The organism is Sphingomonas lacusdianchii, from assembly GCF_022664395.1.
In the GTDB taxonomy this organism is placed as follows: domain Bacteria; phylum Pseudomonadota; class Alphaproteobacteria; order Sphingomonadales; family Sphingomonadaceae; genus Sphingomonas; species Sphingomonas lacusdianchii.
This window is the reverse complement of sequence record NZ_JAKRET010000013.1, coordinates 33,427-59,867: the sequence shown is the minus strand read 5'-3', so window position 1 is coordinate 59,867 and position 26,441 is coordinate 33,427. Positions and strand designations below refer to the sequence as shown.

At 66.7% G+C, this 26,441-nt stretch carries 17 protein-coding genes; 6 read left to right on the top strand and 11 right to left on the bottom strand.

Annotated elements, in window-relative coordinates; all coding sequences use genetic code 11:
- Positions 1-79 precede the first annotated feature (79 nt).
- On the bottom strand, positions 80-439 hold the full coding sequence (locus MF607_RS16580) for a hypothetical protein (protein WP_242120841.1): 360 nt from the start codon (positions 437-439) through the stop codon (positions 80-82).
- Positions 440-567: 128 nt separating this feature from the next.
- On the bottom strand, positions 568-3,774 hold the full coding sequence (locus MF607_RS16575; protein ID WP_242120839.1) for a TonB-dependent receptor: 3,207 nt from the start codon (positions 3,772-3,774) through the stop codon (positions 568-570).
- 309 nt (positions 3,775-4,083) lie between these two features.
- Between MF607_RS16575 and MF607_RS16570 the strand changes: the two genes are divergently transcribed.
- From MF607_RS16570 to MF607_RS16560, 3 genes are all read left to right on the top strand, one after another.
- Positions 4,084-6,510 carry a glycosyl hydrolase 115 family protein gene (locus tag MF607_RS16570; protein ID WP_242120837.1) on the top strand — a complete coding sequence of 809 codons (2,427 nt, stop codon included), beginning with the start codon at positions 4,084-4,086 and terminating at the stop codon, positions 6,508-6,510.
- A 195-nt stretch (positions 6,511-6,705) separates the two neighbouring features.
- Positions 6,706-8,313, top strand: coding sequence for an inorganic phosphate transporter (locus MF607_RS16565; RefSeq protein WP_242120836.1), 1,608 nt, complete (start codon positions 6,706-6,708; stop codon positions 8,311-8,313).
- A gap of 4 nt (positions 8,314-8,317) precedes the next feature.
- Positions 8,318-9,778: a hypothetical protein gene (locus MF607_RS16560; RefSeq protein WP_242120835.1), complete on the top strand. Its 1,461-nt coding sequence runs from the start codon at positions 8,318-8,320 to the stop codon at positions 9,776-9,778.
- A gap of 159 nt (positions 9,779-9,937) precedes the next feature.
- On the opposite strand, the gene MF607_RS16555 is transcribed toward MF607_RS16560, so the two are convergent.
- Entirely contained in the window at positions 9,938-10,714 is a 777-nt protein-coding gene (locus tag MF607_RS16555; RefSeq protein WP_242120834.1) for a hypothetical protein, read from the bottom strand.
- Between the two features lie 139 nt (positions 10,715-10,853).
- Between MF607_RS16555 and MF607_RS16550 the strand changes: the two genes are divergently transcribed.
- A complete protein-coding gene (locus tag MF607_RS16550; protein WP_242120833.1) occupies positions 10,854-11,954 on the top strand; it encodes a glycosyltransferase in 1,101 nt (366 codons plus the stop codon).
- Positions 11,955-12,017: 63 nt separating this feature from the next.
- Here MF607_RS16550 and MF607_RS16545 read toward each other — a convergent pair whose 3' ends face one another.
- Complete coding sequence (locus MF607_RS16545) at positions 12,018-13,628, bottom strand: alpha-N-arabinofuranosidase (RefSeq protein WP_242120831.1); 1,611 nt, start codon at positions 13,626-13,628, stop codon at positions 12,018-12,020.
- A 152-nt stretch (positions 13,629-13,780) separates the two neighbouring features.
- Here MF607_RS16545 and era point away from each other — a divergent pair, with 152 nt between their 5' ends.
- Entirely contained in the window at positions 13,781-14,683 is a 903-nt protein-coding gene (era, locus tag MF607_RS16540; RefSeq protein WP_242120828.1) for a GTPase Era, read from the top strand.
- A 46-nt stretch (positions 14,684-14,729) separates the two neighbouring features.
- Here era and MF607_RS16535 read toward each other — a convergent pair whose 3' ends face one another.
- Together MF607_RS16535 and MF607_RS16530 are read right to left on the bottom strand one after the other, a co-directional pair.
- Entirely contained in the window at positions 14,730-17,282 is a 2,553-nt protein-coding gene (locus MF607_RS16535; protein ID WP_242120826.1) for a TonB-dependent receptor, read from the bottom strand.
- 248 nt (positions 17,283-17,530) lie between these two features.
- The gene (locus tag MF607_RS16530; RefSeq protein WP_056459912.1) at positions 17,531-17,899 is read right to left on the bottom strand and encodes a glycine zipper 2TM domain-containing protein; all 369 of its coding nucleotides are present in this window, start codon (positions 17,897-17,899) and stop codon (positions 17,531-17,533) included.
- Positions 17,900-18,227: 328 nt separating this feature from the next.
- Here MF607_RS16530 and gyrB point away from each other — a divergent pair, with 328 nt between their 5' ends.
- A complete protein-coding gene (gyrB, locus tag MF607_RS16525; RefSeq protein WP_242120824.1) occupies positions 18,228-20,696 on the top strand; it encodes a DNA topoisomerase (ATP-hydrolyzing) subunit B in 2,469 nt (822 codons plus the stop codon).
- A gap of 412 nt (positions 20,697-21,108) precedes the next feature.
- Here the strand turns inward: gyrB and MF607_RS16520 are convergent, their stop codons facing one another.
- From MF607_RS16520 to MF607_RS16500, 5 genes are all read right to left on the bottom strand, one after another.
- Positions 21,109-23,517 (bottom strand): ligase-associated DNA damage response DEXH box helicase, encoded by a 2,409-nt coding sequence (locus tag MF607_RS16520; RefSeq protein WP_242120823.1) that lies wholly within the window; start codon positions 23,515-23,517, stop codon positions 21,109-21,111.
- Positions 23,518-23,592: 75 nt separating this feature from the next.
- Positions 23,593-23,733, bottom strand: a complete 141-nt coding sequence (locus tag MF607_RS16515) for an entericidin A/B family lipoprotein (RefSeq protein ID WP_082438795.1) — start codon at positions 23,731-23,733, stop codon at positions 23,593-23,595.
- 66 nt (positions 23,734-23,799) lie between these two features.
- Positions 23,800-24,711 carry a hypothetical protein gene (locus MF607_RS16510; RefSeq protein WP_242120822.1) on the bottom strand — a complete coding sequence of 304 codons (912 nt, stop codon included), beginning with the start codon at positions 24,709-24,711 and terminating at the stop codon, positions 23,800-23,802.
- 32 nt (positions 24,712-24,743) lie between these two features.
- A complete protein-coding gene (locus tag MF607_RS16505; protein ID WP_242120821.1) occupies positions 24,744-24,926 on the bottom strand; it encodes a CsbD family protein in 183 nt (60 codons plus the stop codon).
- Positions 24,923-26,440: a helix-turn-helix transcriptional regulator gene (locus tag MF607_RS16500; RefSeq protein ID WP_242120818.1), complete on the bottom strand. Its 1,518-nt coding sequence runs from the start codon at positions 26,438-26,440 to the stop codon at positions 24,923-24,925. Before MF607_RS16500 ends, MF607_RS16505 begins: the two co-directional genes overlap by 4 nt.
- Position 26,441 lies beyond the last annotated feature (1 nt).

Below are 26,441 nucleotides of genomic sequence, written 5' to 3'. Positions count from 1 at the left end.
GCATCCCCTTCATGATCGGGGGATGTAGCCGCCGCATTCTTGCCGGGCGTTCAGCGCGCGCTGAACAATCGGTAATCTTCTATCGATTGAGCGAGTAGGTGATGAGGAAGCAGGCCGCGGTCAGCAGCAGCATCGCACTGATGAAGGTCGCATCGGCGATCCGCTCCAGCCAGTGGAGCCGGCGCACGCCCTGGACGCGCAACGCGAAATAGGAACTGAGCGTCGCGATCAGGAAGATCAGCGCGTCGATCGACAACAGGTCGTCGGCGATGGTCTGGCGCGCGCGGAAGGTGATGGTGACATGCAGCAGGCCGATGCCGGTCAGGCAGACGCCGACCATCGCCGCGGCGATCGGACAGATCATCTGGCAGGTTCGCTCGTCGAGCGTGTCGCGACGGTTGCGCCGTCCGGCGCGCGGCGGATCGATGCGGTTGGTCATGACGGTGCTGCGGTGCGGCGAACCGGGCGGCGACGTCAAGCAAAGAAACGGGCATGGCCGAGGGATCGGCCACGCCCGTCAGTTGGGGGAGGGTTCGAGCGGGCCGGTGCCGGTTCCACGCAAGTGGATCAGAAGCGCCCGCGCACGCCGACCAGCAAGGTGCGGCCGGGATTATATTCGTTGAAGGTCGCGTTGGGGAACTGGAAGTAGCTCGACTGCGCTTCCTTGGTGATGTTGATGACGTTGACGACGACGGTCGGCAGATAGTCGTTGCCGAGGATCTTCCCGAGGTCGAGATTGCCCGAAAAGTCGAGCTGGCCATAGCTGCGCCCGAAGATCGCGGCGGCGGGCAGGCCGTTCTGGTTCAGCCCCGACCCCTGCGACCCTTCGTTATAGGTATAGGTCAGGCGGGCCGACAGGCCGTTGCCTTCATAATAGCCGGTCAGCGTATAGGTGGTCGGCGCGACGCCCAGCGCGATCGCCGGCGCGCCCTGACCCTCGCCGCGCTGGTCGATCAGCGTCAGATTGCCCTGCACGCCGAAACCCTCGACGCCGATATAGCGGGTCAGGAAGTCGAGCGGCTGGGTGATCTGGAATTCCAGACCGTTGACCTTCAGCTTGCCGTCGGCGTTGACCTGTTGCTGGATCTGCACCGGTACCGCTTCGGGAGCGATCCCCGCCGGGCGCGCCCGGTCGAGCAGCGCCTGTTGCTGCGCCTGGGTCAGCGAGGCGAAGGTGATGCCGAACGGTTCCAGCGTCGAGAAGGGCACGGTGGTGATGCCGTTGACGGTGAAGCCCGTGATCGACTTGCGGAACGCCGCGAACGCGATGACGCCTTCGCCGCCGGTATAATATTCGAAGCCGAGATCGATATTGTCCGAGATGTACGGGCTGAGCGCATTGTTGCCGAGCGTGCCGACATCGGCCGAGGGCGAGGTGAACGAGGCGCCCGGCAGCAGCTGGTTCGGATCGGGCCGGGTCATCGTCCGCGAGATCGAGCCGCGCGCCACCGCCTTGCGCCCGAAGCTGTAGGCGACGCTCGCCGAGGGCAGGAAGTTCGAATAGAGGCGGTTCGTCTCGGTGAAGTTGATGATCGCGGGGTAGCACGACCCGTCGAGCGCGAAGTTGTTGGCGCTGCTGCCCGGGCAGGTCACGCCGCCCCGCGTGTTGAGCGGGTTCGGAATGGTGGTGCGCCCGCCGACAATCTGTTCGGTGCGGACATAGCGCAGGCCGCCGTTCAGCCGCAGCGTGTCGTTGTCGCCGATGTCGATGACGTCGTTCATCTCGACAAAGGTGCCGGTGACCTTTTCGCGGATGAGGCCGCCATTCGCGCCGCTGCTGCCCGACCCGATTTCGGTCGCGCCGGCGAGCAGCTGGTCATAGCCGGTCGCGGCCTTCACCTTGGCCCAGTCGACGGTGATGAAGCCGTTGTCGCCGGGCAGCAGGAACGAGGGAACGGCGGCGGTCGGGATCAGCGACCCGCCATAGACCAGCGGCTGGCCGCCCGCCGTGAAGCCGGTGCCATAGGCCGGATAGGTGGGATAGCCGCTGGGCGCGACCGTTCCTGGCTGGTTGGCGCCGTCGCACAGCGGCTGGCGGTTCGGACCCGGCAGGATGACGTTCGGATTGTTGCCGCAGATCGCGGCCTGCCACGGATTGGTGTTGTCGAACGGGGTGATGCGACGTTGCGTATCGTCATACGCGCCGCCGACCCGCACACTGAAGCGCTGATCGTCGCCGAACAACAGGCTGCCGCGCACACCGCGTGTCTCGGTCCGGCGCTCTTCGCCGTTCAGGTTGACGCGACCGCCGCCGGCCCAACCGAAATTGCGCGGATCGTTCAGGTCGATATTGCTGGTGATCGACGGGATGCCGCCGTCATTCTTGTAGGTGACGGTCGTGCCGCTGCTGGCCGGGGTGATGACGAGGAAGGTCGGGCTTTCGCGGCGGAAATTGCTCTGCGTATAATTCGCCTGCAGATCGCCCTTGATGAAATCGTTGACGACGAATTCGACGCCGGGGTTCACGCCCCAGTAGTCCTGCGTATCCTTGTACGGACGATATTCGAGGAAGAACTGCGCATTGGCATAGGTGCCGCCGGTGACGGTGCAGCCGGCCGCGCAGTCGGTCTTGTCATAGGTGGTGTTGAGCGGGATCGCCGCGCCGTTGCGCACCGCCCAGTTCATCGCGTTGCGGGTAAACTCGGTATCGCGCTTGGCATACATGCCGTCGACATAGAAATGCAGCGCGTCGCTCGGCCGCCATTCGAGGCTGACGAGACCGTTATAGCGGGTGCGCTCGCCGATCTCGGTGCGCGGACGACCGAGACGCGGGAGCAGCCCGTTGTCGATCTGCTGGATGGTGGCGCCCGGATTGTTGCGCAGCAGGAACGCTTCGTCGATGACGGTGCCGGGGATCAGCCCGTTGCCGGCATTGGCGGGCACGGTGCCCGGAATGGTGAAGTTGCCGCCGCCGGTCGCATTGCGCGTGGAACTGCTGCTCTGTGCCGCGGTCAGATTGGGGTTGGTCCAGCCGATCGTCTCGAACCCGTCGACGCGGAACTGGTTATGCACCGCCGCACCGCCGACAAGGATGCCGAAATCGCCAAAGGTGGCGCTGGCGAGCACATGGCCGCGATAGCCCCATTTGTCAGCGCTGCTGACTTTCGACCCTTGCAGGCCATAGCTGATGTACGGCTTGGGATTGTCGAAGGGACGCGCCGAGCGCAGGTTGACGGTGCCGGCCGCGCCGCCCTCAATCTGGCTGGCGGTCGGCGACTTGCTGACGGTCAGCTGGGTGAACAGCTCGGTCGGGATCAGGTCGAGATCGACCTCGCGATTGGTGCTCTGCGCATCGAAGCGGACCGAGGCGATCGCGACCGGCGCGCCGTTCAGCAGCACGCGGGTGAAGTTGGTGCCGAGACCGCGGATCGCGACGTTGGCGCCTTCGCCAGTGACTTCGCGGCTGATCGTCACGCCGGGGATGCGGTTGACCGATTCGGCGATGTTGGTGTCGGGGAACTTGCCGATATCCTCGGCAAAGATCGTGTCGGTAAAGCCGATCGAATTGCGCTTCGCATTGGTCTGGCTGGTCAGCGAGGCGCGGTAGCCGGTGACGACGATCTCGTCATTGCCGGTCAGCGACGGATCGGCCGGCGGCTGGTCGGTCGAATCGATCGCGGTCGGCTGGGTCGCGCCGGCACCGTCCTGCGTCTGCGCGGTCGGGGGTTCGTTGGCGGCGGTCGTCGCGGTCTGGGCGAGGGCGGGCCAGGCGGTGCCGGCCAGCAGCAGCGCCGACACGGTACCGGCACGGCGCAACAGGGTGTTCGTCAACATCTCAACTCTCCCACACCAGCGCCCCGAATTCGGGGTCGCCTCCATTCGCTACGAATGATCTGGTGGTGGTAGCGCTATCACCGCGCGGCCGTCAAGCCAGTCTTGTATAATTGGTTTGACCGATATTCGGTGCGTTACCGCGCACCATGTCGATGGCGAAAAGTAGTTGGAGCGACGGATGGAACGTTGACCCCGCGACCGGGTCGACCGATGAAGGCGGCTTGGCTACGCTGTCAGGGCAATCGCCCAACGATACCAATATTCGGAGAGGTCATGCAGCAATCCGTTCATCGTCCTGACCGGCGTTCGATGATTCGACGAATTGGCCTGATGGCTGGGGCGGTCGGCATAGCGGCGTCGAATCCGGCATCGGCCTGCACCGGTCTGGTTGCGATCTGCGAGAAGGCGCCGAGCGACGCGATGGCCCTGATCGAAAACGGCGTGCCGGCACGGGTCGTTGTCGAACCGACGGTCGATGGCGGCGTTCGCGATGCCGCCGACGATCTGGTCCGCGACCTGACCGGACTCGCCGGACGCAGCGGCGAGGCGCAGGACCGGGCGGTGCTGATCGGCGTGCTGGGACAGAGCCCGGCGATCGACGCGCTGATCGCGGCGGGCAGGATCGACGTATCGACGCTGCAGGGGCGCTGGGAAGGCTATGTCCAGCAGGTGGTCGAGGCACCAATGCCGGGCGTCGCCCGCGCGCTGGTGATCGTCGGCGCCGACAAGCGCGGGGCGATCTTCGGCACCTATGACCTGTCGCGTCGGGCGGGGGTGTCGCCCTGGAGCTGGTGGGCGGACGTGCCGGTGCCGGTACGCCCGAACCTGTATGTGACGGCGGGCCGCAGGATCGATGCGCCGCAAGTGCGCTATCGCGGCATCTTCCTGAACGACGAGGAACCGGCGCTGGGCGAATGGGCGCGCAGCAGCTTCGGCGGGATCAATTCGCGTTTCTATCAGCGGGTGTTCGAACTGACGCTGCGGCTCAAGGGCAATTATCTGTGGCCGGCGATGTGGGGCAAATCGCTGTGGCAGGACGATCCGACCAGCGCGGCGCTTGCCGACCGGATGGGAATCGTGCTCGGCACTTCGCACCACGAACCGATGCAGCGCGCGCATATCGAATGGGCGCGGGGCAAGGGCGGGGCGTGGGATTACACGACCAATGTCGAGAAGCTTCGTGGCTTCTGGCGCGAGGGGATCGTGCGCAACGCCGGGCGCGATGCGGTGGTGACGGTCGGCATGCGCGGCGATGGCGACGAGCCGATGACCAGCGGCACCGCGACCAAGCTGCTCGAACGCATCGTCGCCGACCAGCGCGGCATCATCGCCGAGGTGACCGGCAAGCCCGCCGCACAGACGCCGCAGGTCTGGGCGCTCTACAAGGAAGTGCAGGATTATTACGATGCCGGGATGCGCGTCCCCGACGACGTGACGCTGCTGTTCGCCGATGACAATTGGGGCAATATCCGTCGTTTGCCCAAGGTTGGCGAAACCCGACCGGGCGGGTACGGCGTCTATTATCATTTCGATTATGTCGGTGGTCCGCGCAACTACAAGTGGCTCAACACCAATCAGATTTCGCGAACCTGGGAGCAGATGGCGCTGGCCGACGCGCATGGTGTCGACCGGATGTGGATCGTCAATGTCGGCGACCTGAAGCCGATGGAGCTTCCGACCAGCTTCTTCCTCGACATGGCGTGGAATCCGAAGGCGATGACCATTGAGGCGATGGCGGACTATCATCGCCGCTGGGCAGCCGAACAGTTCGGGGCGGGGCAGGCGGACGCGATCGCGTCGATCCTCGACCGCACGACCCGCTATCTGGCGCGGCAGAAGCCCGAACTCTGGTCGCCCGATAGCTGGAGCCTGACCGACGGCACCGCCGACCGGGTGCTGGCCGAATGGGCGGCGCTCGACCGCGACGTCGCGGCGGTGCGGCCCAAGGTCGCGGGGCAGGACGCCTTCTATCAACTGGTCGCGCATCCGGTCGAGGCGGCGGGCAATCTCGCCCGGCTGTATGTGACGGTCGCGCGCAACCGCGCGGCGGCGGCGGCGGGCGATCCGGCGGCCAACCGCCTCGCGGATGAGGCGGAGCGGCTGTTCGCCAACGATCGTGCGATCCGCGCGCGCTATGAGGGGCTGAACGGTGGCAAGTGGCGGCACATGATGGCGCAGACGCATATTGGCTATACGAGCTGGCAACAGCCCGAGACCGATGTGATGCCAGAAGTGCGTCGCGTCGCGCCCGGCACGCGGCGCACGCCGATTGCGGTCCAGCCGCCGGCGAAGCCGACCGAGATCGATGCGGCGGCGTTCGCTGCCAACCGTCCTGCCGATGCGGTGCGCTGGGTTATCGTGCCCGGCCTCGGCATCGCGGGTCGCGCGGTGACGCCATGGCCGCAGACGGCCGCGGCGCAGGTGCCGGGCAAGGGGCCTGCGCTCGATTACATTGTCACGCTGCCTGCCGGCACCGCGACGGTCGAGGTGCTGGCGGCACCATCGCTCGACGTCATCGGCAGCGGGCGGCGCTACGCCATTGCCATCGACGATGCGCCGCCGCAGGTCATCGACCTGTGGAAAGGCACCGGTGAGAAGGAATGGGCCGAAGCGGTCAGCAATGCGGTTCGTGCGACCCGGTCCAGCCATCAGGTGGCGAAGGCCGGTCGGCATCGCATCCGCTTGTGGATGGTCGATCCGGGGGTGGTGATCGAACGGTTGCGCATCCTGCCCTGACCGGCATTGCGCGCGCATAGTGTGGCGCACCGGTAACGGCGTCGTTCCGGAATCGGACGCATATGCGCGGCATATCGCCAAAGCATCTTCCATCCGCTATGGGCGCCTCGCCGATCGCGATGCCGACGCGGGGGCGGTGTGGAACTGTCACACTTCGCCAGTAGGGCGATTCGTCCATTCGGCAGGGGAATTTCGATGACGAGCGCAGCGCTGGAGCGGGATGGACGCCCCGGCCCGAAACTGGACGACGGCTTCGGCCGCGCCGGTACGTTTGGATTCGCCACGGCGATCGTCGCCGCACTCGGCTATGTCGTCTACAACGTATATCACGATGCGGCGGCGGCCAGCGTCGATCCGCTGACGCTGATGCCCTTCGCATTGCTGGTGCTCGCGCTGATCATCGCGCTGGGCTTCGAATTCGTGAACGGCTTCCACGACACCGCCAATGCGGTCGCGACCGTGATCTACACCAATTCGATGCCCGCCCATGTCGCGGTCGTATGGTCGGGGTTCTTCAACTTCCTTGGCGTGCTGCTGTCGACCGGCGCGGTCGCGTTCGGCATCATCTCGCTGCTGCCGATCGAACTGATCCTGCAGGTCGGGTCGTCGTCGGGCTTCGCGATGGTGTTCGCGCTGCTGATCGCGGCGATCGTGTGGAACCTCGCCACCTGGGCGCTGGGCATTCCGTCGTCGTCGTCGCACACGCTGATCGGGTCGATCATCGGCGTCGGCGTGGCGAATGCGATCCTGCAAGGGCGCAACGGATCGGCCGGCGTCGATTGGGACAAGGCGACCGAGATCGGCAAGGCGCTGCTGATCTCGCCGCTGATCGGTTTCGGCGTCGCCGCGCTGCTGTTCCTCGCGATGAAGACGCTGGTCCGCAACCGCAAGCTGTACGAGGCGCCGGTCGGCGACACCCCGCCGCCGCTGTGGATCCGCGCGTTGCTGATCTTCACCTGCACCGGCGTCAGCTTCGCCCACGGGTCGAACGACGGGCAGAAGGGCATGGGCCTCATCATGCTGATCCTGATCGGTACGGTGCCGACCGCCTATGCGCTCAACCGCGCGGTTCCCGCCGAATATGAGGCGCAGTTCGCCGCCAACAGCGCGGCGGCGGTGCAGGTGTTGGCGCCGCGTGGCCCGCGTGTCGGCCTCGACGACATCGCCGCGCGCAGGCAGACGCAGCGCTATATCACCGAGCGCAAGCTCGACGCCGAAACCGTGCCCGCCGTCACCGCGCTGGTCGGGACGATCGACCGCCAGGTCCGCGAATATGGTTCGCTGGCCAAGGTTCCGGCGGCGGTCAGCGGCAATATGCGCAACGACATGTACCTCGCCTCCGAAGCGGTGAAGCGCATCGGCAAGGAGAAGTCGCTGGGCCTGAACGATCGCGACCAGCAGGTGCTGACCGACTATCGCGGTTCGCTCGACGCCGGCACGCGCTTCATCCCGCTATGGGTCAAGGTGGCGGTCGCCTTCGCGCTTGGGCTCGGCACGATGGTCGGGTGGAAGCGGATCGTGGTCACCGTCGGCGAAAAAATCGGCAAGACCCACCTGACCTATGCGCAGGGCGCGTCGGCCGAGCTGGTGGCGATGGGCACGATCTTCGGCGCCGACAGCCTCGGCCTGCCGGTGTCGACCACGCACGTCCTGTCGTCGGGCGTCGCCGGCACGATGGCGGCGAACCGGTCGGGGTTGCAGATGGGGACGGTGCGCAACTTGCTGATGGCGTGGGTGCTGACGCTGCCCGTGTCGGTGCTGCTGTCGGGGTCGCTCTATCTGCTGCTGAACCGGGTCTTCTGATCGCATGACGGCGGCGGATCGGGCGGACCGGTCGGTAGTGCCGCTGCGCCGTGATCCGGTGGCGTGGCTGATCCTGCTGCTGGTGTGGTTTTCCTGCGCATGGTTCGGGTCGTGGGAGTTCAATCCCAACAATGCCGTCCGCATGTTCGCGACGCTGTCGCTGGTCGAACAGGGCGACGCGACGATCGATGAGTTCGCCCCCCTGACGATCGACAAGGCGCAGTTCGGCAGCCATTATTATTCGGACAAGGCGCCGGGGATGACCGTGCTCGGTATCCCCGCGGTCGCCATTGCCGACCGTCTGTCGGGGCAGCGCGCCGACGACTTCGTCCCCGGCTTCGAGAATCGCGAGTTCAACCGCTTCCTGAAGATCCGCATCCGGCTGGTCGCGGTGACGATCTGCGCGGTGCTGAGCGCGCTGGCGGCGATGCTGCTCTACGATCTGGTCCGGCGGGCGACCGGCGATGGCGAGGCGGGCGCGGTCGCTGCGCTCTCCTATGGCCTTGGCACCACCATCTGGGGCTGGTCGACGACGATCTTCGGCCATGCTCCGGTCGCGGCGTTGCTGCTGATCGCCGCCTGGGCGGTGTGGCGGGGCACCGGGGCGGAGCGGTCGCCCGGTCATGCGGTCGTTGCCGGGCTGGCGCTCGGCTGGGCGGTGCTGATCGAGCATTCGGCGCTGATCGCCGGGCTGCCGGTGGCGGGCTTCGCGCTGTGGCGGCTGCGGACGGTCGCGCGGGGGGAGGCGGTGCGGACCGTCGCCATCGCGCTGGCGGCGGGGGGCAGCGCGCTGGTCGTGCTGCTCGCCTATAACCTGATCGCGTTCGGGACGGTGTTCCGGCTCGGCTATTCGGGCGTCACCGATTTTGCCGGAATGCAGGAGGGGCTGTTCGGACTGACCTATCCCAAGCCCTATGTGCTGTACGAACTGATCCTCGGCGAGCGGCGCGGCATGTTGTGGGTCGCGCCGATCCTGATCGTCGCGCCGTTCGGACTGGCGCTGCTGGTCCGCGATCGCGCGACCCGCGACCTTGGCTGGCTGGCGGTCGCGGGGGCGGTGGTGCCGTTCCTCATCAACGCCTCCTATTATTACTGGGACGGCGGCAACGCGACCGGACCGCGCCATGCGCTGCCGGCGGTCGGGTTCCTGTGCATCGGCATCGGCACGTTCTGGGCACGCGCGACGCGCTGGTCGCGCGTGGCGGTCACCGCGTTGCTCGCGGGGTCGGTCGTCCTCAACATGGCGATCGCCAGTGCGGAGATCACCGCGCCGCAGGACGAGCCGCGCGCGCTGGCGGTTGCCGTGTTCGCGGCGCGGTTCGATCCGGGCTATCTGCGGACCGTGGCCGATGAATGGCTGGGCTATACACCGTGGCAGGGGCTGGCGATCTGGGCGGTTGTCGCCGGGTTGCTGACGGTGGCGCTGGCCGGTTCGGTGCGGCGGGCCACGGCCGAAGGAAGATAGGGTTCACGCGAAGGCGCGGAGACGCGAAGGAGTTGCGCCACTGGCAAAGCCTGTCCGCGCCAGCGGCCATGTTTTCGTTGCAACCGGAGCAAGTGTCTCCCGATCGCGGGACATCACCCTGAACGCAACCCCTTCGCGTCTTCGCGCCTTCGCGTGAACCTACTCAGCCGCCTGCGCCTGCGGTTCGGGGATCATAAAGCCGTAGCGCGCCTCGACCGCCGGATCGAGCCAGGCATGGATATGGGCGAGATCGGCGTCGGACACCGGCGGGTAGGCGGTCGGACGGAAGGCGCGGTGGCCCTGCCCCTTGTACGTGTCCTGCGCGACGAACGGTTCGGCCATGGTCAGGCCGGTCGCGGCGGCAAGGTCGGCGATCACGCCCGCCGGATCGGCACAGAAGGCCTCGTGGTTGAGCAGCGCAACATGATGCGCCCGGTCGTGCAGTCCCGCCCAGTGCCGCAGCTTCGCGGTACGCTTGGCAAGCGGGTTGGCGAAGCGTTCGCCGGTATCGGGGCAGCGTTCGTGCAGCATCTCGCGCCCCAGCACCGGATGATCGTCCTCGACCCCCCAGAATTCGCTGTCCCAATAGCTGTGCCACGGCGCGCGGATGAAGTCGGAGAAGCCGAGTTTCTTCAGTTCGGGATGGGCGTGCCATGGCTGGCGATGCAGGCTGCGCACCCAGTCGACCGGATCGCGTGCCACCGCCAGCACCATCACGTCACGCGGGAACAGCACCTGTTCGGGCACGAACCAGTGTTTGAAGCCATGCTGTTCGGTAAAGGCGGCGCGGCCGAGATTGGCCTCGATCGACCGGATCAGGACGTTGGTCCCCGAACAACGCTGGCCATATACCTGGATCGCGCGGATCGGCGCGTCGCCACGACGCAGGATCGTCAGGCCGGGGCGCGGATTGGACCAGCCGTCATGCGTCGTCATGCAGGTTCTATTCCCATCTGAATCATCGGAAATCGTTGTGATTCCGAAATAATTTTCGGTATGGCGGTTACGCGGGGAGCCGGCAACGGTTCCGCCGCGTTCGTGCGCAGGTACGAAGACGGGTTTCTCCGGGGGACAGATGACGACGCGGCCGATCACCTTTTTCATCCATCATCAGGGCCGCGGCCATGCCAATCGGGCGATGGCGATCATTCGCGAACTGCCCGCCGAGCGGCCGGTAACGATCCTGTGCGCGCGGCCCGAATTGTTCGACGGCTTCGACCGCCCGATCGAGATCGTGGCGCTGCCCAACATGATCGGCGCGCCGGTGCCGACCCGGGCGCTATTCGACCAGCCGACGCCCGAAGTGCTGCACTGCGTGCCCTTGGGCGTCGAGGCGACGCGGCGGACGATGCGGACGATCCTCGACCATCTCGACGATGCCGCCCCCGCGCTGTTCGTCGTCGACGTTTCGGCGGAGATCGCGCTGATGGCGCGGATCGCCAGCGTGCCCGCGATCAAGATCCGGATGCATGGCGACCGCACCGATCCGGGGCATCTGGGTGCCTATCAGGCGTGTGTCGGGCTGCTGGCGCCGTTCGACGAAGGCATCGAGCAGGACGACTTTCCCGACTGGGGCCGGGCCAAGACCTGCTATACCGGCGGGCTGTGCACCACGACCGATGCCGTGCCGTCCAAGGCCGAGGCGCGGGCGAAGCTGGGCATCGATCCCGACAAGGAAGTCGTGCTGGTGCTGACCGGCGGCGGCGGGGCGGGGACGCCCTATGCCCCGCTGACCATGGCGGCGCGGGCGGTGCCCGATGCGCTGTGGCTGGTGATCGGACCGGTGCATCGCGAGGGGCACGAGACCGATTTCGGCAATCTGGTCGAACGCGGCTGGGTCGACGGCGTCACCGATCACATCGCCGCCGCCGACGTCGTGATCGCATCGGCAGGCGACAATACGGTGCATGAGATCGCGCGGGTCGGCCGCCCCTATATCTGCGCGCCCGAATGGCGGTATTTCGCAGAACAGACGCGCAAGGCCGACCGGCTGGCCGAGGTCGGCGCGGCGGTGGCGCTGCACCAGTGGCCGGGGTCGCTCGCACCGTGGCGCGGGCTGCTGGACGCCGCCAAGGCGCTCGATCCGGCGGCGCTGGCCGCGCTGTACGATGCGGGCGCGGCGGGCCGGGCGGCGGATTATATCGAGGGGCTGGCGGTACGGCTCTGGGCCGACTGACGCACGGCGGGAACGGCCCGTCCGTAACGGGAGTATGGGGCGGCCGGACGCCGCCCCATATCCTTACTTGATGTCGAGCATCACCACCGACTTGGCCGGCAGCGTCACCGTCAACGTGCCGTTCGCGACCTGTGCGCCGGTGAAGGCGGTCGGGGTCACGGCGTTCGGATTGTCGAACGTATTGTGCGCGGTGATCGTCGGCGCGGTCAGCACCCGGCCGGTGACGGTCGCGCCGTTGATCCCGGTCAGCGCCGCCGACACGGTGGTCGGACGGTTCGGATCGGCGTTCGACAGGGCGACATGGACCACGCCGTCCTTGCTACGCACCGCCGAGGCCGACACCGCCGGCATCACCCATTTGTCACGCGAATAATAGGGGCTGTTGACCGTGATCGGCAGCACCGTGCCGTCCATGAACGGCTTGTACATTTCGAACACGTGATAGGTCGGGGTCAGGACCATCTTCGGCCCGTCGGTCAGGATCATCGCCTGCAACACGTTCACCATCTGCGCGATGGCGGTCATCTTTACCCGGTCGGCATGTTTGGCGAAGATGTCGAGGTTGATCGCGGCGACCAGCGCGTCGCGCAGCGTGTTCTGCTGGCGCAGGAAGCCCGGCGTCGTGCCCGGATCCTGGGCATACCACGTGCCCCATTCGTCGACGGCCAGCCAGACGCGCTTTTGCGGGTCGTACTTGTCCATCATCTGCGAATGCTTGGTGATCAGCTCGTCCATCTTCCACGTCCGCGCGAGCGTTTCGGCCCAGGCGGATTCGTCGAACTGGGTCGGGGACGCCTTGGGCGGCCAGCCGCCACCGGGGACGGTGTAGTAATGCAGCGAGACGGCGTCGATCTGGTTGATCGCCTCGCGCATCATCACGTCGGTCCAGTTATAGTCCTCGACATTGGCGCCGGATGCGATCTTGAGAACGCGGCTGCCGGCCGGCGACTTGATAAAGGTCGCGAAGCGTTTCGTCTCGTCGGCGGCATATTCGGGGCGCATATTGCCGCCACATCCCCATAGCTCGTTGCCGATACCGAAATAGGGCACCTTCCACGGCGCCTTGCGGCCGTTCTTCGCGCGTTCGTCGGCGAGGGTGCCGGCTTCCTGCGTCATATATTCGACCCACTCGGCCATTTCGCGCGGCGATCCGTTGCCGACATTGCCCGAGATATAGGCTTCGGCGCCGACCTGTTCGGTCAGGTCCATGAATTCATGGGTGCCGACCGCATTGTCCTCGGTCACGCCGCCCCAGTTGGTGTTGATCTTGACCGGGCGCTTGTTGCGGGGCCCGATCCCTTCGCGCCAGTGATATTCGTCGGCGAAGCAGCCGCCCGGCCAGCGGATGACCGGCACGCCAAGGCGCTTCAGCGCGGCGACGACGTCGTTGCGGAACCCGCGCGTGTTCGGGATCCGGCGATCGTTGCCGACCCACAGGCCGCCATAGATGCCGTTGCCGAGATGCTCGGCGAACTGGGTGAAGATGCGCCGGTCATAGGTCGGACCCTGCTGATCGCCGCGGATCGCGATCTGCGCCGGTTCGCCCGGCTGCGGCGTTGCCGGGGCGGGGGCCTGGGCCGATGCGGTCGCGGCGATCAGCAGCGATGCCGTACCGAGCACGAAATTGCGTGCGCGGGTCCGCAATGTGCGGTGCGCGGTCGATTGAGTACGCATGGGTTGTCGCCCCCTCCTGTGTTCTTGTCGGACTATTGGGTAGCGGGCCTGTCGGGGCGGATCAAGCACCGACTTGCGGTGCGCGCACGCTTTGCTTGCGTCGCCGCCACGGGTAAGAGGGGCATCATCGGATATTTGCGCGAGGTTAGCTTTTGACGTCTTCTTCCCAGTCGTGCGGCCTGGTCGCGGTCCTTGGCGCCCCCAATGCGGGCAAGTCGACGCTGGTCAATGCGCTGGTCGGGCAGAAGGTCGCGATCACCAGTCCCAAGGCGCAGACGACGCGCACCCGGTTGATGGGCATCGCGATCGAGGGGGACACGCAGCTGCTGCTGGTCGACACGCCGGGTATTTTCGAACCGAAGCGGCGGCTGGACCGGGCGATGGTGTCGGCGGCTTGGGAAGGCACGACAGGCGCCGATGCGATCGCGGTGGTCGTCGACGGCAAGGGCGGGATCGGGCCGAAGGTCCGCGCGATCGTCGAGCCGCTGGCCGCGCGCAAGGAGCCGAAGCTGCTGATCCTGAACAAGGTCGACATCGCCGACAAGCCGCGCCTGCTCGACCATGCCGCACGGCTGCACGAGATGGCGGCGTTCGAGGAGACGTTCTTCGTCAGCGCGACGACCGGCGATGGCCTGGCCGAGATGAAGGCGGCGCTGGCGAAGCGCATGCCAGAGGGGCCGTGGCATTTCCCCGAGGATCAGGTAAGCGACGCCACCGACCGGATGCTGGCGGCGGAAGTGACGCGCGAGCAGCTATACCATCAGCTGCACGAGGAACTGCCCTATGCGAGCGCGGTCGACACCGAACGCTATCTCGAGCGCGAGGACGGGTCGGTCGAAATCCACCAGCAAATCTATGTCGCGCGCGATACGCAGCGCGCGATCGTGCTGGGCAAGGGCGGGCAGCGGATCAAGGAAATCGGCGCGACCGCACGCAAGGAATTGCAGGAGTTGTTGGGGGTGCGGGTGCATCTCTACCTGCATGTGAAGGTCAAGCCGAATTGGGAAGAGGACCGGATGCTGTACCGGGATATCGGGCTGGACTGGGTGGAATAGGGGGCGGTTCTGCACCCACGACCCCGTCATTCCCGCACCGGCGCCTTCAAAACAGCTTGCGCACCGACAGCCTGACGATCCGGCCATAAGGATCGAGGAACGCTGGCTGGAAGCGGAACGGCACCGCGCCGTTGCGGTCGCGGACGTCGGGGCGGTCGTTCAGCAGATTCTGGACCTGGAACTGGAAGGTCAGACTTTTCGCCCAGGGCGCTTTGGGGGCCAGTTGCTGGCCCTCCAGCTGCGAATAGATGCCCATGACCGTCGCAGGCGTGAAGCGCAGGTCGGATTCGGCGATGCTGCTGCGGATGCGGGTTGGTGCCTGCCAGAAGGCATAGGTGCCGAGGCGCACCGGACCATAGGACCCGCCGATATTGCTCTGCACCTCGTAGCGCGACCGCCCGCTATTGCCGTCGAGCGAGGCGCCATCGAGCAAATCGAGTTCGGGCTGGCCGGGGCCGAGCACCAGCCGGTCGTCGAGCCGTGCCGTGACGGTGGTGAAGCTCCACAGCATCGGCCGCTGTTTGGGCGGTGGCGGCGGCGGGGCGTCCTTGGCCGGGGGCGTCGGCGCAGGCGGCTTGGGGCCGATCTGCCCGAAGAACAACCAGCCCGCCGTGACCTTGCGTTCGCGCTCGTCGAAGGCGTTGATCGGGCGCAGGTCGGCGCGCAGCAATTGTCCGGCGGCATCGCGCAGGAATCGTTCGGGAAAGGCGGCCTGCAATTCGGCGGTCGCGCTGGCTGGGTAGACGAGCTGATCGGTGATGCGCGTGTCGACATAGGCGAGATTCAGGCGCAGCTCGCTGCCCTTGATCGGTTGCCAGTCGAGGCCGAGCGTGCGGATCTGCCGTTCCTCGGGCGCGAGATCGGTGTTGCCGCCGCCGGTGACCGCGATCAGCGCGCTGGTGCCGGTGACGAAGTCGAAGAACGGCGTGTTCGGAACGGTGACGACCGGGTTGGTCAGCGCTGCGATCGCCGGCGGGGTCTGCGCCGTGTTGATCGACGCGGTGATCTGGATCGGGCGCCGCGGGTTCCAGCGGAGTGCGAGGTTGCTGCTGGTCAGATTGCCATAGGCCGACACCCCGGTCACCCCGAGCGTAGCATTGGCCGAAACCGTGCCGATCGCGTCCAGCACGCCGCGATCGGCGGAGGCGATCGGCAGGTCGAGACTGGCGCTGGTGCCCGCGATGGTGCGGGTCAGCGAGGTCGCCGCGCCGATATCGTCGGCCAGCCGCCCCGCGCTGTTGGAGGTGGCGTAATCGGCGTTGAGCGTCAGCAGCGCCTGTCCGGCGGGAAGCATGAAGGCCGGGCCGTTGGCGGTCGCCTTGGCCGTGGCGGTGTTGGTCAGGGTACGGCTGCGGGTGATGATCCGGCCGGCGGTGGCGATGCGGTCGGACAGGTCGTATGGATCGGCACCGGCATCGACCGCCGCCTGCAACACTGCCGAATCGACGCCGCGATCGACCGAGGCGCGGGCACGGACGCGGTCATATTCCCCGCTCACCGTCCACATCCAGCGGCCGATCCCGCCCTCCACCCCTGATCCGGCATGCAGCGTCAGATTGTCGTTGCGCTGGGTCAGCGTGCCCGCTTCGCCGAGATAGCGGTAGAGCAGCACGTCGCCGGCAAACGGGCTGGCCGGATTGCTGGCGGGCAGGCGCAGCGTCGCGCCCTGCAACCCGGCCAGCGCAAAGCCGCGCTGCGCGTCCATGATCAGGTTCAGCGACCCGGTCATGGTCTTGCCGATCGGGACGGCGTGGGTCATGTCGACCTTCAACTGGTCGTTGCTGCGCAGCGACAGGAAGGGCGAGATGTCGGTCGCGCGGGTCGTGCCGGCGGCATAGGCGCTCAGCGCGTCGCGTTGTGCCGGATCGGTCGGCACGGCGGTGGCGGTGATCGCGCGCCCGGCAAGGGCGTCGAGCGCGGGGTCGATGCTGCCGCCGTCCAACGCGCGCAGATTGCCGGTCCGGTCGAACAGCGTGTCGTTGTCGACCTGATAGGTGCGCTGATTGGCGAATAACGGATTCTGCCGGTCGTAATTGATCGCCAGCGTGGTGCGGCGACTGCCCTCGATCCGGGTCGCACCGAGTTCGGCGTTGACGGTCCCGCCGCCGCCATCGGTGGTGGTGCCCGCCCCCTGTTCGACGGTCAGCCCGCGAAAGTGTTTCTTGGTAACGAAATTGACGACTCGCACGGTCGCCGGAAAGCCGAAGCGCGCCGAATCCTGTTCGTTCAGGATTTCGGTTCGCTCCAGCGCTTCGGGCGGCAGCGCCTGGATCTCGCGATAGCCCGAAATGCGGCGGCCGTTGAGCAGGAACACCGGTTCGCCGCCGCTGTTCGACGTGGTCAGCGGTTTCAGCAGTTTGAGCAGTTCCTCGATGCTGGTCACGCCCATTGCCCGGATCGCGTCGGCATCGAGCATCGCGACCGGTGCGGCATTGCCCAGCGCCGATCCCGGCGGGCGTTTGCCGGTGACGACGATCTCTTGCGCGGGCGGTTCGTCATCCGGTCGCTCGGTGTCGTCCTGTGCCCATGCCGGGACCGGAGCGGCAAGGATTGCCGCGCCCGCGAGCGTCCGCCAGCCGTCCCGTCCGTATCGCGCCATGCACGCCACTCCGTCACCGTTGCGCCCGCCGACTACGCAGGGTTTCCGGCCGGATCGTGGCAGATCGGGGCAAATGGACGGCGGTCGGCTTGATCGTGAAAGCGAAAGCGATCCGGGCGGCGCGACGACAAGGGCGGCGTCGCGCCCGGTTTCGGCAACCAACGCAACGCAGAAAGGCCGGCCTTCCTTGTCGGAAGACCGGCCCATTCCCGTAACCCCGTTACGCCACCGGGGGGTCGGGAAAGCGCTTAGCGGCGGCAGTAGCGCGGGGCGTCCGCCTTATCGATCGCCCGGCCGGCCAGCGCGCCGACACCGCCACCCAGGATGGTGCCGAGCAGGCGGTTGCCATTGCCGCCGACCTGGTTGCCGAGCAGGCCGCCGGCGATCGCGCCGATCACCGTGCCGCCGTCGCCATTTTCGCAACGTTCGCCGCGACGATTGACGTAGCGGTTGTTGTAATAGCCGCGGTCGCCGCGATATTCGCGATAGCTGCGGCCGTCCCGATAATCCCGCTCATAGCGGTCCCCGCGCCAGCTCTGCGCCGATGCGGCGGTGGGGGCGGCGGCGGTGGCGACCGTGGCAAGGGCGGCGGCAGCGAGCGTCAGCTTCTTGAACATGGGTCTTCTCCCTCAAAATCTGGTGACGGTTCCGGGTGGGGAAGTCCGTCTGTGATTTGGGGTATGCCCTGATTCGCTTGAGCCGATACTGAATGCGCCTGTTAGCTGCCGTTCAGTATCGGACGGGGACCGATGGCGGTTTTTCGTCACTCCCCGCGAAGGCCGGGGTCCAGGGTCGCAAAGGCGGGCGGCATCGTTGCTTGGCTTTGGATCCTCGCCTGCGCGAGGGTACGCTGGACTTCGAGGGGCGCTCATCGTCCCGCAAACCGCCCCCGGCCCCGTGCGGGTTTTGCTTTAGTTCCACCGCGCGAAACCCTATATACTCGCTATGGCAACGAACCCCAATCAGAACGACTACGGCGCAGATTCGATCAAGGTGCTCAAGGGGCTGGACGCGGTCCGCAAGCGCCCCGGCATGTATATCGGCGATACCGACGACGGCTCCGGCCTCCACCACATGGTGTTCGAGGTCAGCGACAATGCGATCGACGAGGCGCTGGCCGGCCATTGCGATCGAATCCTCATCACGCTGAACGCCGATGGTTCGGTCTCGGTCGAGGATAATGGCCGCGGCATCCCGACCGGCATCCATTCGGAAGAAGGCGTGTCGGCGGCGGAGGTCATCATGACCCAGCTCCACGCCGGGGGTAAGTTCGAAAACACCAACGACGACAATGCGTACAAGGTGTCGGGCGGTCTGCACGGCGTCGGCGTGTCGGTGGTGAACGCGCTCAGCGACTTCCTCGACCTGACCATCTGGCGCGACGGGCAGGAGCATTATATGCGCTTCCGCCGCGGCGATGCCGAAGCGCCGCTGAAGGTGATGGGGCCGTCGGACAAGCGCGGGACGCGCGTCACCTTCCTGCCGTCGCCCGAAACGTTCAAGATCGTCGAGTTCGATTTCGACAAGCTGGAACATCGCTTCCGCGAGCTGGCGTTCCTCAATTCGGGCGTGCGGCTGGTGCTGGTCGATGCCCGGCATGAGGAGCCGCGCGAGGTCGAGCTGTTCTACGAAGGCGGGATCGCCGCGTTCGTGAAATATCTCGACCGGACCAAGACGCCGCTGATGCCCGATCCGATCGCCATCCACGGTTTCCGCGACGATGTCGGCATCGACGTGGCGCTGGAATGGAATGACAGCTATTACGAGAACGTCCTCGCCTTCACCAACAACATCCCCCAGCGCGACGGCGGCACGCACATGGCGGCGTTCCGCGCGGCGCTGACGCGGACGCTCAACAGCTATGCCGACAAGTCGGGCATGCTGAAGAAGGAGAAGGTCAGCCTTACCGGCGACGACATGCGCGAAGGGCTGACCGCGATCGTCTCGGTCAAGCTGCCCGATCCGAAGTTCAGCAGCCAGACCAAGGACAAGCTGGTATCGTCGGAAGTCCGCCAGCCGCTGGAAGCGCTGATGGCCGACAAGCTCGCCGAATATCTCCAGGAAAATCCGGCGAATGCGAAGGCGATCATCCAGAAGGTGATCGACGCCGCCGCCGCGCGCGAAGCCGCCAAGAAGGCGCGCGAGCTGACCCGGCGCAAGGGGGCGATGGACATCGCCTCGCTGCCCGGCAAGCTGGCCGATTGCCAGGAGCGCGATCCCGCCAAGTCCGAACTGTTCTTCGTCGAGGGTGATTCGGCCGGTGGCTCGGCCAAGCAGGGCCGCGACCGTCATTTCCAGGCGATCCTGCCGCTGCGCGGCAAGATCCTGAACGTCGAGCGCGCGCGGTTCGACCGCATGCTCGCCAGCCGCGAGATCGGCACGATCATCACCGCGCTCGGCACCGGCATCCGCGACGATTTCAACCTCGACAAGCTGCGCTACCACAAGATCGTCATCATGACCGACGCCGATGTCGACGGCGCGCATATCCGTACGCTGCTGCTGACCTTCTTCTACCGCCAGATGCCCGAGATCATCGAGGCGGGGCATCTCTATATCGCGCAGCCGCCATTGTATAAGGCCACCAAGGGCCGGTCCGAAGTGTATCTGAAGGACGACAACGCCCTCGACGAATATCTGGTCGAAGCCGGCGTCAGTGCGCAGGTGCTGGAAACGCCAGCAGGTGCGCGCAGCGGCGACGATCTGAAGGCGCTGCTCAGCCATGCGCGACGGATGCGCACGCTGATGCGCTATGTCCCGCGCCGCTACGACATGGGCATCGTCGAGGTGCTGGCGCTGGCGGGGGTGCTCGATCCGGCGATCAACGACGCGGATCGCCAGACGCGGTTGCAGGATGCGGTGTCGCGGATCGGCCGGACCGATGTCGAGGCCGAATGGACCGCGCGCGTGACCGAGGATCACGGGTTGCAGTTCCAGCGGCGCTGGCGCGGGGTGACCGACACCCACAATATCGAGCCGGCGTTCCTGCTGTCGGCGGAGGGGCGCAAGCTCCACAGCCTCGCCGCCGAGGAAGCCGCGAGCTATGCCGGCGTGTCGAAGCTGGTCAGCGCGCGCAGCGCGGCCGATCCGGCCGCCGACGGCGAGGAAGAGGCCCCGGCGGTCGCGGCCAAGGGCGAGACGCTGGTCGCGCGGCCCAGCCAGTTGCTTGACGCGATCCTCGCGGCCGGTCGCAAGGGGCTGTCGATCCAGCGCTACAAGGGGCTGGGCGAGATGAATGCCGAACAGCTGTGGGAGACGACGCTAGACCCGGCCAACCGGTCGATGTTGCGCGTGGCGATCGATCAGGCCGATGTTGCGGACGAGATCTTTACGCGGTTGATGGGCGATGTCGTCGAACCGCGCAGGGACTTCATTCAGGAAAATGCGCTGAACGTCGCGAACCTCGACGTTTGATCGGGGCGGGCTACGTAACCACGTAGATCGTATCCCCGCGGAGAGGCGGGGATCCAGGGTTACTGCGCGCAACGCCCTTGGCCCTGAATCCCCGCCTGCGCGGGGATACGGCTTTTAATCGAGGGAGGGGTTCCCCCACCCCATGCCGTACCCCGGCGGAGGCCGGGGTCCAGTTTGGATGCCGTTGCGCTGGAGTCGCGGGCGTCCCCCAACTGGACCCCGGCCTTCGCCGGGGTACGCTTGGTGGCGAGGGCGCTATCCCAGAACCCAATACCGTTCGGTTCGAGCAGCTTCAGGCTCATCGAGAAGCGTCCTTCGAGAACCCGGTTGCTTGGGGCGCGCCCTTCTCGACTTCGGTTCTCGACGGGCTCCAACCTGCGCTCGAAGCAAACGGAGGGGGGCGTGACTCCCCTCAATCCAGCGCCATCGCCTGCGCCGCCAGCGCCTCTGCTTCCACCAGCAGCGCATCGTCGGCCGACCCCTGCGTCACGCGCTCCCGCCCGATCAGCACCAGCACCGGTACCGCCAGCGGGCTGACCCGCTCCAGCGTCACATGCCGCATCCGCGCCTGTGCCGTCTCCAGCAGCGTCGCCAACCGCCCGACATCGGTCATCCGCGCCCGCGCATCTTCCCACGCCGCCTGCAAGAGCAAATGGCCCGGTTCATATTTGCGCAGCACGTCGTAGATCAGGTCGGTCGAGAAGGTGACCTGCTTGCCGGTCTTGCGCTTGCCCGGATGCTGGCGTTCGACGAGGCCGCCAATCACCGCCACCTCGCGGAAGGCGCGTTTGAGCAGCGCAGACCCTTGGACCCAATCGACGAATTCATGTTCGAGAATGTCGGGCGAGAACAGCACGCCCGGATCGGTGATCGGTTCGAGCGCGTAGCAGGCGAGTGCATAGTCGTTCGATACGAAACCGATCGGGTTCAGGCCCAGCGCCTCCATCCGCCGCGTGACCAGCATGCCGAGCGACTGGTGCGCGTTCCATCCTTCGAAGCTGTAGGCGACCATGTAGTGCCGCCCGTCATGCGGAAAGGTTTCGACCAGCAGCTCGCCCGCGCGCGGCAGCACCGATCGCCGTGCCTGTATCTCCAGCCATTCGCGGACATCGTCGGGAAAGCGGTGCCATTCGCCCGCATCGGCAAGGAAGCCGCGCACCCGGTCGGCGAGGTTGGTCGACAGCGCCATGCGCGTGCCGCCATATTTGGGGATGCGCGCCGGCTTGCTGGTCGCGCGGACGACCAGATCGGTCAGCTCGATCTTCTCGACTTCAAGGCTCAACCCCGAGAAGAAGAAGGTATCGCCCGGCGACAGGGTCGAGGCGAAATATTCCTCGACCGTGCCCAGACGCCGCCCGTTCCTGAACCGCACGTCGAGCGTGGGGGCATCGACGATGATGCCGGCGTTCAGCCGGTGCTGCGCGACGAAACCCGGCTTGGTCACCGTCCAGCGGCCATCGCTTCCCAGCCGCAAGCGCTTGAACTTGTCATACGCCTTCAGCGCGTAGCCACCCTCGGCGATATAGTGGAGGACGCGGTCGAACGTGTCGCTGTCGAGTGCCGAATAGGGCAGGGCGCCCCGGACTTCGTCGAGCATCTCGGCGGCATCGAACGGTTCGGCACAGGCGCAACCCATCAGATGCTGCGCCAGCACGTCGAGCGTGCCGGGACGGAAGATGTCGCGGTCGAGTTCGCCGGCATCGACCGCATCGAGCGCCGCCTGCGCCTCCAGAAATTCGAAGCGGTTGCCCGGTACCAGCAGCGCCTTCGACGATTCATCGAGCCGGTGATTGGCCCGGCCGATCCTCTGCAGCAGCCGCGACGACCCCTTGGGTGCACCCATCTGGATCACGCAGTCGACATCGCCCCAATCGACGCCGAGGTCGAGGCTGGCGGTGGCGACCAGCGCGCGCAATCTGCCATCGGCCATCGCCTGTTCGACCTTGCGCCGCGCCTCGCGGTCGAGGCTGCCGTGATGGACACCGATCGGCAACTGGTCGTCATTCGCCTTCCACAGATCCTGAAAGATCAGCTCGGCAAGGCTGCGGGTGTTGCAGAAGACGATGGTCGTGCGGTGCGCCCGTATTTCGCGCATCACCTGTTCGGCGGCATAGCGCCCCGAATGGCCCGACCATGGGATGCGTTCCTGTGGCAGCAGGATGCGGATATCGGGGTCGGCGCCGGCTTCGCCCTGCACCGCCGCCACGGCATCGATATCGCCATCGGGGGCGAGCCACGCCCGATAACCGTCGGGATCGGCGACCGTCGCCGACAGCGCGACGCGGCGCAGACCGGGCGCGAACTTCTGCAACCGGGTCAGGCACAGCGCCAACAGGTCGCCGCGCTTGTCGGTGGCGAAGGCATGGACTTCGTCGATGACGATCGTCGACAGCGACGCGAACAGCTTGTCGCTGTCAGGATAGGACAGCAAGAGGCTCAGCGATTCGGGCGTGGTCAGCAGGATATGCGGCGGCTTGGCGCGCTGGCGCGCCTTGCGGTCCGACGGCGTGTCGCCGGTGCGCGTCTCGACCCGGATGGGCAAGTCCATCTCGGCGATCGGCGTCAGCAGGTTGCGCTGGACATCGACCGCCAGCGCCTTGAGCGGTGAGATATAGAGTGTGTGCAGCCCGTCACGGGGCCGCTCGATCAGGTCGACCAGCGTCGGCAGGAAACCCGACAGGGTCTTGCCCGCCCCGGTCGCCGCGACCAGTAGGGCGTGGCGACGGGCACGCGCCTGTTCGAGCATGTCGAGCTGATGACGGCGGGGCGTCCAGCCACGTGCGGCGAACCAGTCGGTAAGGGGAGCGGGAAGGTCGCGCACGATCAATGATGTAGGATCGCGGCGGCGCGACTGCAAAGCGGGCGGGGCGCTTCCCCGCCCCGCCCGTTGCCGGACTTACTTCTTGTCCGTGCCCGAGGCGCCTTCGATCGCCGATCCGGCCGACTTCAGGTCCTTGCCGGCACCGTTCACCGTGTTGCACGCGCCGAGCGTGACGGTGGCGGCGAGGGCGACGATAAGACCGATCTTGCGGGTCATGATGATTCTCCTTCTTGGTAAAACCGGGTTGTGGCGGGTCGAGATACGCCGACCCGCCACGCACACTCAGCGCAACTTACGACGAGCCGCCGTGGTTGCACCGAAACCTGCCGCGGCCGCACCGATCAACAGCGCGAGCACGAGGACGAACGAAGTGCCTGCTGCCGCACCGGCGGCCTTGTCGGTCGCCGACTTGGCAGTGGCGACGGCTTCGTTCTTGGTCTGGACGAATTGCTGCTTGGCGCGGGTGACCTGCGCCTGTGCCTCGGGGCGGCTGATCTTGCGCTGCGCGGCGACGATGTCGACGATGCGGCGCTCGGCCTGCTGGCCCTCGGCACCACCACGGGCGAGCGCGGGCAGCTGGCGGGCGATTTCGGCCTGCGCCTGTTCGGGCGTCATTTGCGCCGGATCATTGGGCGCGTCCGACAGATAGGCGGCGGCTTCGCTGCGCACGTCCTGCGCGGCGTCCTTCACGTCATTGGCATCGACACCGGCGACCGCCGCTGCGGCGGGCGCTGCCGACGCGACCGTGCCGACCGCGCTGCCCGCGGTACCGGCGACCGCACCCACGGTACGGAACGCGCCGCCGATGATGCCGCCCACCGCCGAGGTCAGCAGATACAGCGTCAGGATCAGCGTGACGCCCCATACGACCAGCCCATGGACCAGTGCATCGAACCGCTCGGTCACGCCCGACACCCGCGCCGCCGCATAGCCGCCAGCACCCAGCGCGACGACGGTGGTGATGAGCCAGTAAAGGCCCGCGCCGATGCCGAAGCCGGCCGCCCCCGGCGTGGTGCCCTCGACCGGGTCGACCATGGTCAGCCCGATGCCGGCGCCGAGAATGCCGAGCACCAATTGTACCGCGATCGCGATCACCACCCCGGCAAAGATCGCTCCCCACGAAATGCGGGTCGGCGTCTTGTCGACATAAGCGGGGTCGACCGGCCGGTAGCCGGTGTTCAGATTGGTCGCCATGGATACTCCTGTTGTTACGGATCGCTTGCGGTTCAGGGCCGCGAGGATTTGTCTTTGTCGGCCGCTTCGCCCGCCGCCTTTTCGGCCGAACCGCGGGCGCGGGCAGCATCGTCGCCGATCAGCTTGCCGATCGCTTCATGGACCGATCCCTTGGCCGCGCGCACCGACGGTTGGTCGGGGTTGCGCTTGCCATCGGTCGCCTTGCCGTCGTTCATGCGGCCGCCTCCCGATCGTCGGTTTCCAACCGGGTGCCGTCGTCGAAACCGCGGCTGCGTGCCCATGCCACCGCCGCGATCCGGCGATTGACGCCGATCTTCGCATAGATGCGGGCGACATGGTTGCGCACGGTGTTGCCCGACACGTCCAGCGTCCGCGCGATCGTCTTGTCGTCCTGCCCCCGACAGATCAGCGCCAGCACGTCGCGTTCGCGCGGGGTCAGGTCGTTCAGCCCGGGGCCGGTCTTCTCGCCCGGCGGCGTGCGCAGGCGGGCGAGCTTGTCCATCACCGACCGGCTGAACCAGCTGGTGTCCTTCATCACCGCCTCGATCGCCTCGACCAGTTCGACCTCGGTCGCCTTGCGCCGGGTGATGTCCTGCATCGCCCACAGGATGCAGGCCCCGTCGCCCAGCCGGATCGCTTCGGTCGACACGATGCAGTCGAGGATCGCGCCGTCGCTCGTATGGATGCGGACTTCCTCGTTACGCAGGTCCTGCCCCGCATCGATCGCCGCTTCGACCCGGCGACGGACCGCGGCACTTTCCCACAGGCCGACTTCGCCCAGCGGGCGACCGATAATCGCATCGGGGGCATAACCGGTCATCTGCGTGAAGCTGGCGTTGACCTCGCACAATAGATGCCCGTCGCGTGCGCCGATCGCCATCGGCACCGGTGCCATCTGGAACGTGCGGGTGAAGCGTTCCTCGCTGTGGCGCAACGCCTCCTGCGCGCGGCGACGCGGTTCGAGATCGGCGAAGGTGAACAGCAGACAGGGTTCATCGCCCATCTCGATCGGCTGTCCGGCGACGATCACCAGCTTGGTCTCGCCATTCGGCAGGTCGAGTTCGGCCTCCATCTGCGGGATGGTACGCCCCTCGGCCAGCCGTTCCTTGGCCAGATCGCGGCGTTCTGCACCGCGCAGCACGTCGATGTCGTACACCGTGCGATCGAGCACCTGGTTACGGGCGTAGCCGGTCATGTCGAGAAACCCCTGATTGACCTTCACGAACCGCAGGTCGCGCAGGCGGCAGATGACCGCCGGTGCCGGGTTGGCCTTGAACGACTGTTCGAACCGGTCCTCCGCCTCATACTGCGCGGTCACGTCCTGCACGATCAGCACCAGACAGGTCGGCTCGCCATCGTCGCTGTCGTTCAGCACGAGGCTGCGTACCTGATGCGTCCAGCGCGGCTTGTCCTCGCCGGCCACGGTCACCTCGACCACCACTTCCGAAAACCGGTCGCCCGACACGACCCGGTCGATCGGGTAGTCGTCGGCCGCCAGCCGGTGGTTGTTGCGGTAATGGAGCTGGAAGCGCGACCGATATTCGTCGACGGTCGCGCCCAGTTCGGCAAGGTCCTGCACGCCGTGCATCGCCAGCGCGGCGTCGTTCGCCCATAACAGGCTCTGATCGGGATCGATCAGGATCACGCCTTCGTCGAGACCGACGATGATCTGCCGCAAATGCCGCAGATCGGCCGTCTCGCGCAGCGATTTGAACGACGCCTCCGCCATG

Bases quoted from the DNA above. Each gene is read 5' to 3' on its own strand.
- MF607_RS16565 (WP_242120836.1), top strand. From the start codon at position 6,706: ATGACGAGCGCAGCGCTGGAGCGGGATGGACGCCCCGGCCCGAAACTG.
- MF607_RS16545 (WP_242120831.1), bottom strand. From the start codon at position 13,628: ATGCGTACTCAATCGACCGCGCACCGCACATTGCGGACCCGCGCACGC.
- MF607_RS16510 (WP_242120822.1), bottom strand. From the start codon at position 24,711: ATGGCGACCAATCTGAACACCGGCTACCGGCCGGTCGACCCCGCTTAT.
- MF607_RS16555 (WP_242120834.1), bottom strand. From the start codon at position 10,714: ATGACGACGCATGACGGCTGGTCCAATCCGCGCCCCGGCCTGACGATC.
- MF607_RS16535 (WP_242120826.1), bottom strand. From the start codon at position 17,282: ATGGCGCGATACGGACGGGACGGCTGGCGGACGCTCGCGGGCGCGGCA.
- MF607_RS16570 (WP_242120837.1), top strand. From the start codon at position 4,084: ATGATTCGACGAATTGGCCTGATGGCTGGGGCGGTCGGCATAGCGGCG.
- MF607_RS16505 (WP_242120821.1), bottom strand. From the start codon at position 24,926: ATGAACGACGGCAAGGCGACCGATGGCAAGCGCAACCCCGACCAACCG.
- gyrB (WP_242120824.1), top strand. From the start codon at position 18,228: ATGGCAACGAACCCCAATCAGAACGACTACGGCGCAGATTCGATCAAG.
- MF607_RS16530 (WP_056459912.1), bottom strand. From the start codon at position 17,899: ATGTTCAAGAAGCTGACGCTCGCTGCCGCCGCCCTTGCCACGGTCGCC.
- MF607_RS16500 (WP_242120818.1), bottom strand. From the start codon at position 26,440: ATGGCGGAGGCGTCGTTCAAATCGCTGCGCGAGACGGCCGATCTGCGG.
- MF607_RS16580 (WP_242120841.1), bottom strand. From the start codon at position 439: ATGACCAACCGCATCGATCCGCCGCGCGCCGGACGGCGCAACCGTCGC.
- MF607_RS16575 (WP_242120839.1), bottom strand. From the start codon at position 3,774: ATGTTGACGAACACCCTGTTGCGCCGTGCCGGTACCGTGTCGGCGCTG.
- MF607_RS16550 (WP_242120833.1), top strand. From the start codon at position 10,854: ATGACGACGCGGCCGATCACCTTTTTCATCCATCATCAGGGCCGCGGC.
- MF607_RS16515 (WP_082438795.1), bottom strand. From the start codon at position 23,733: ATGACCCGCAAGATCGGTCTTATCGTCGCCCTCGCCGCCACCGTCACG.
- MF607_RS16560 (WP_242120835.1), top strand. From the start codon at position 8,318: ATGACGGCGGCGGATCGGGCGGACCGGTCGGTAGTGCCGCTGCGCCGT.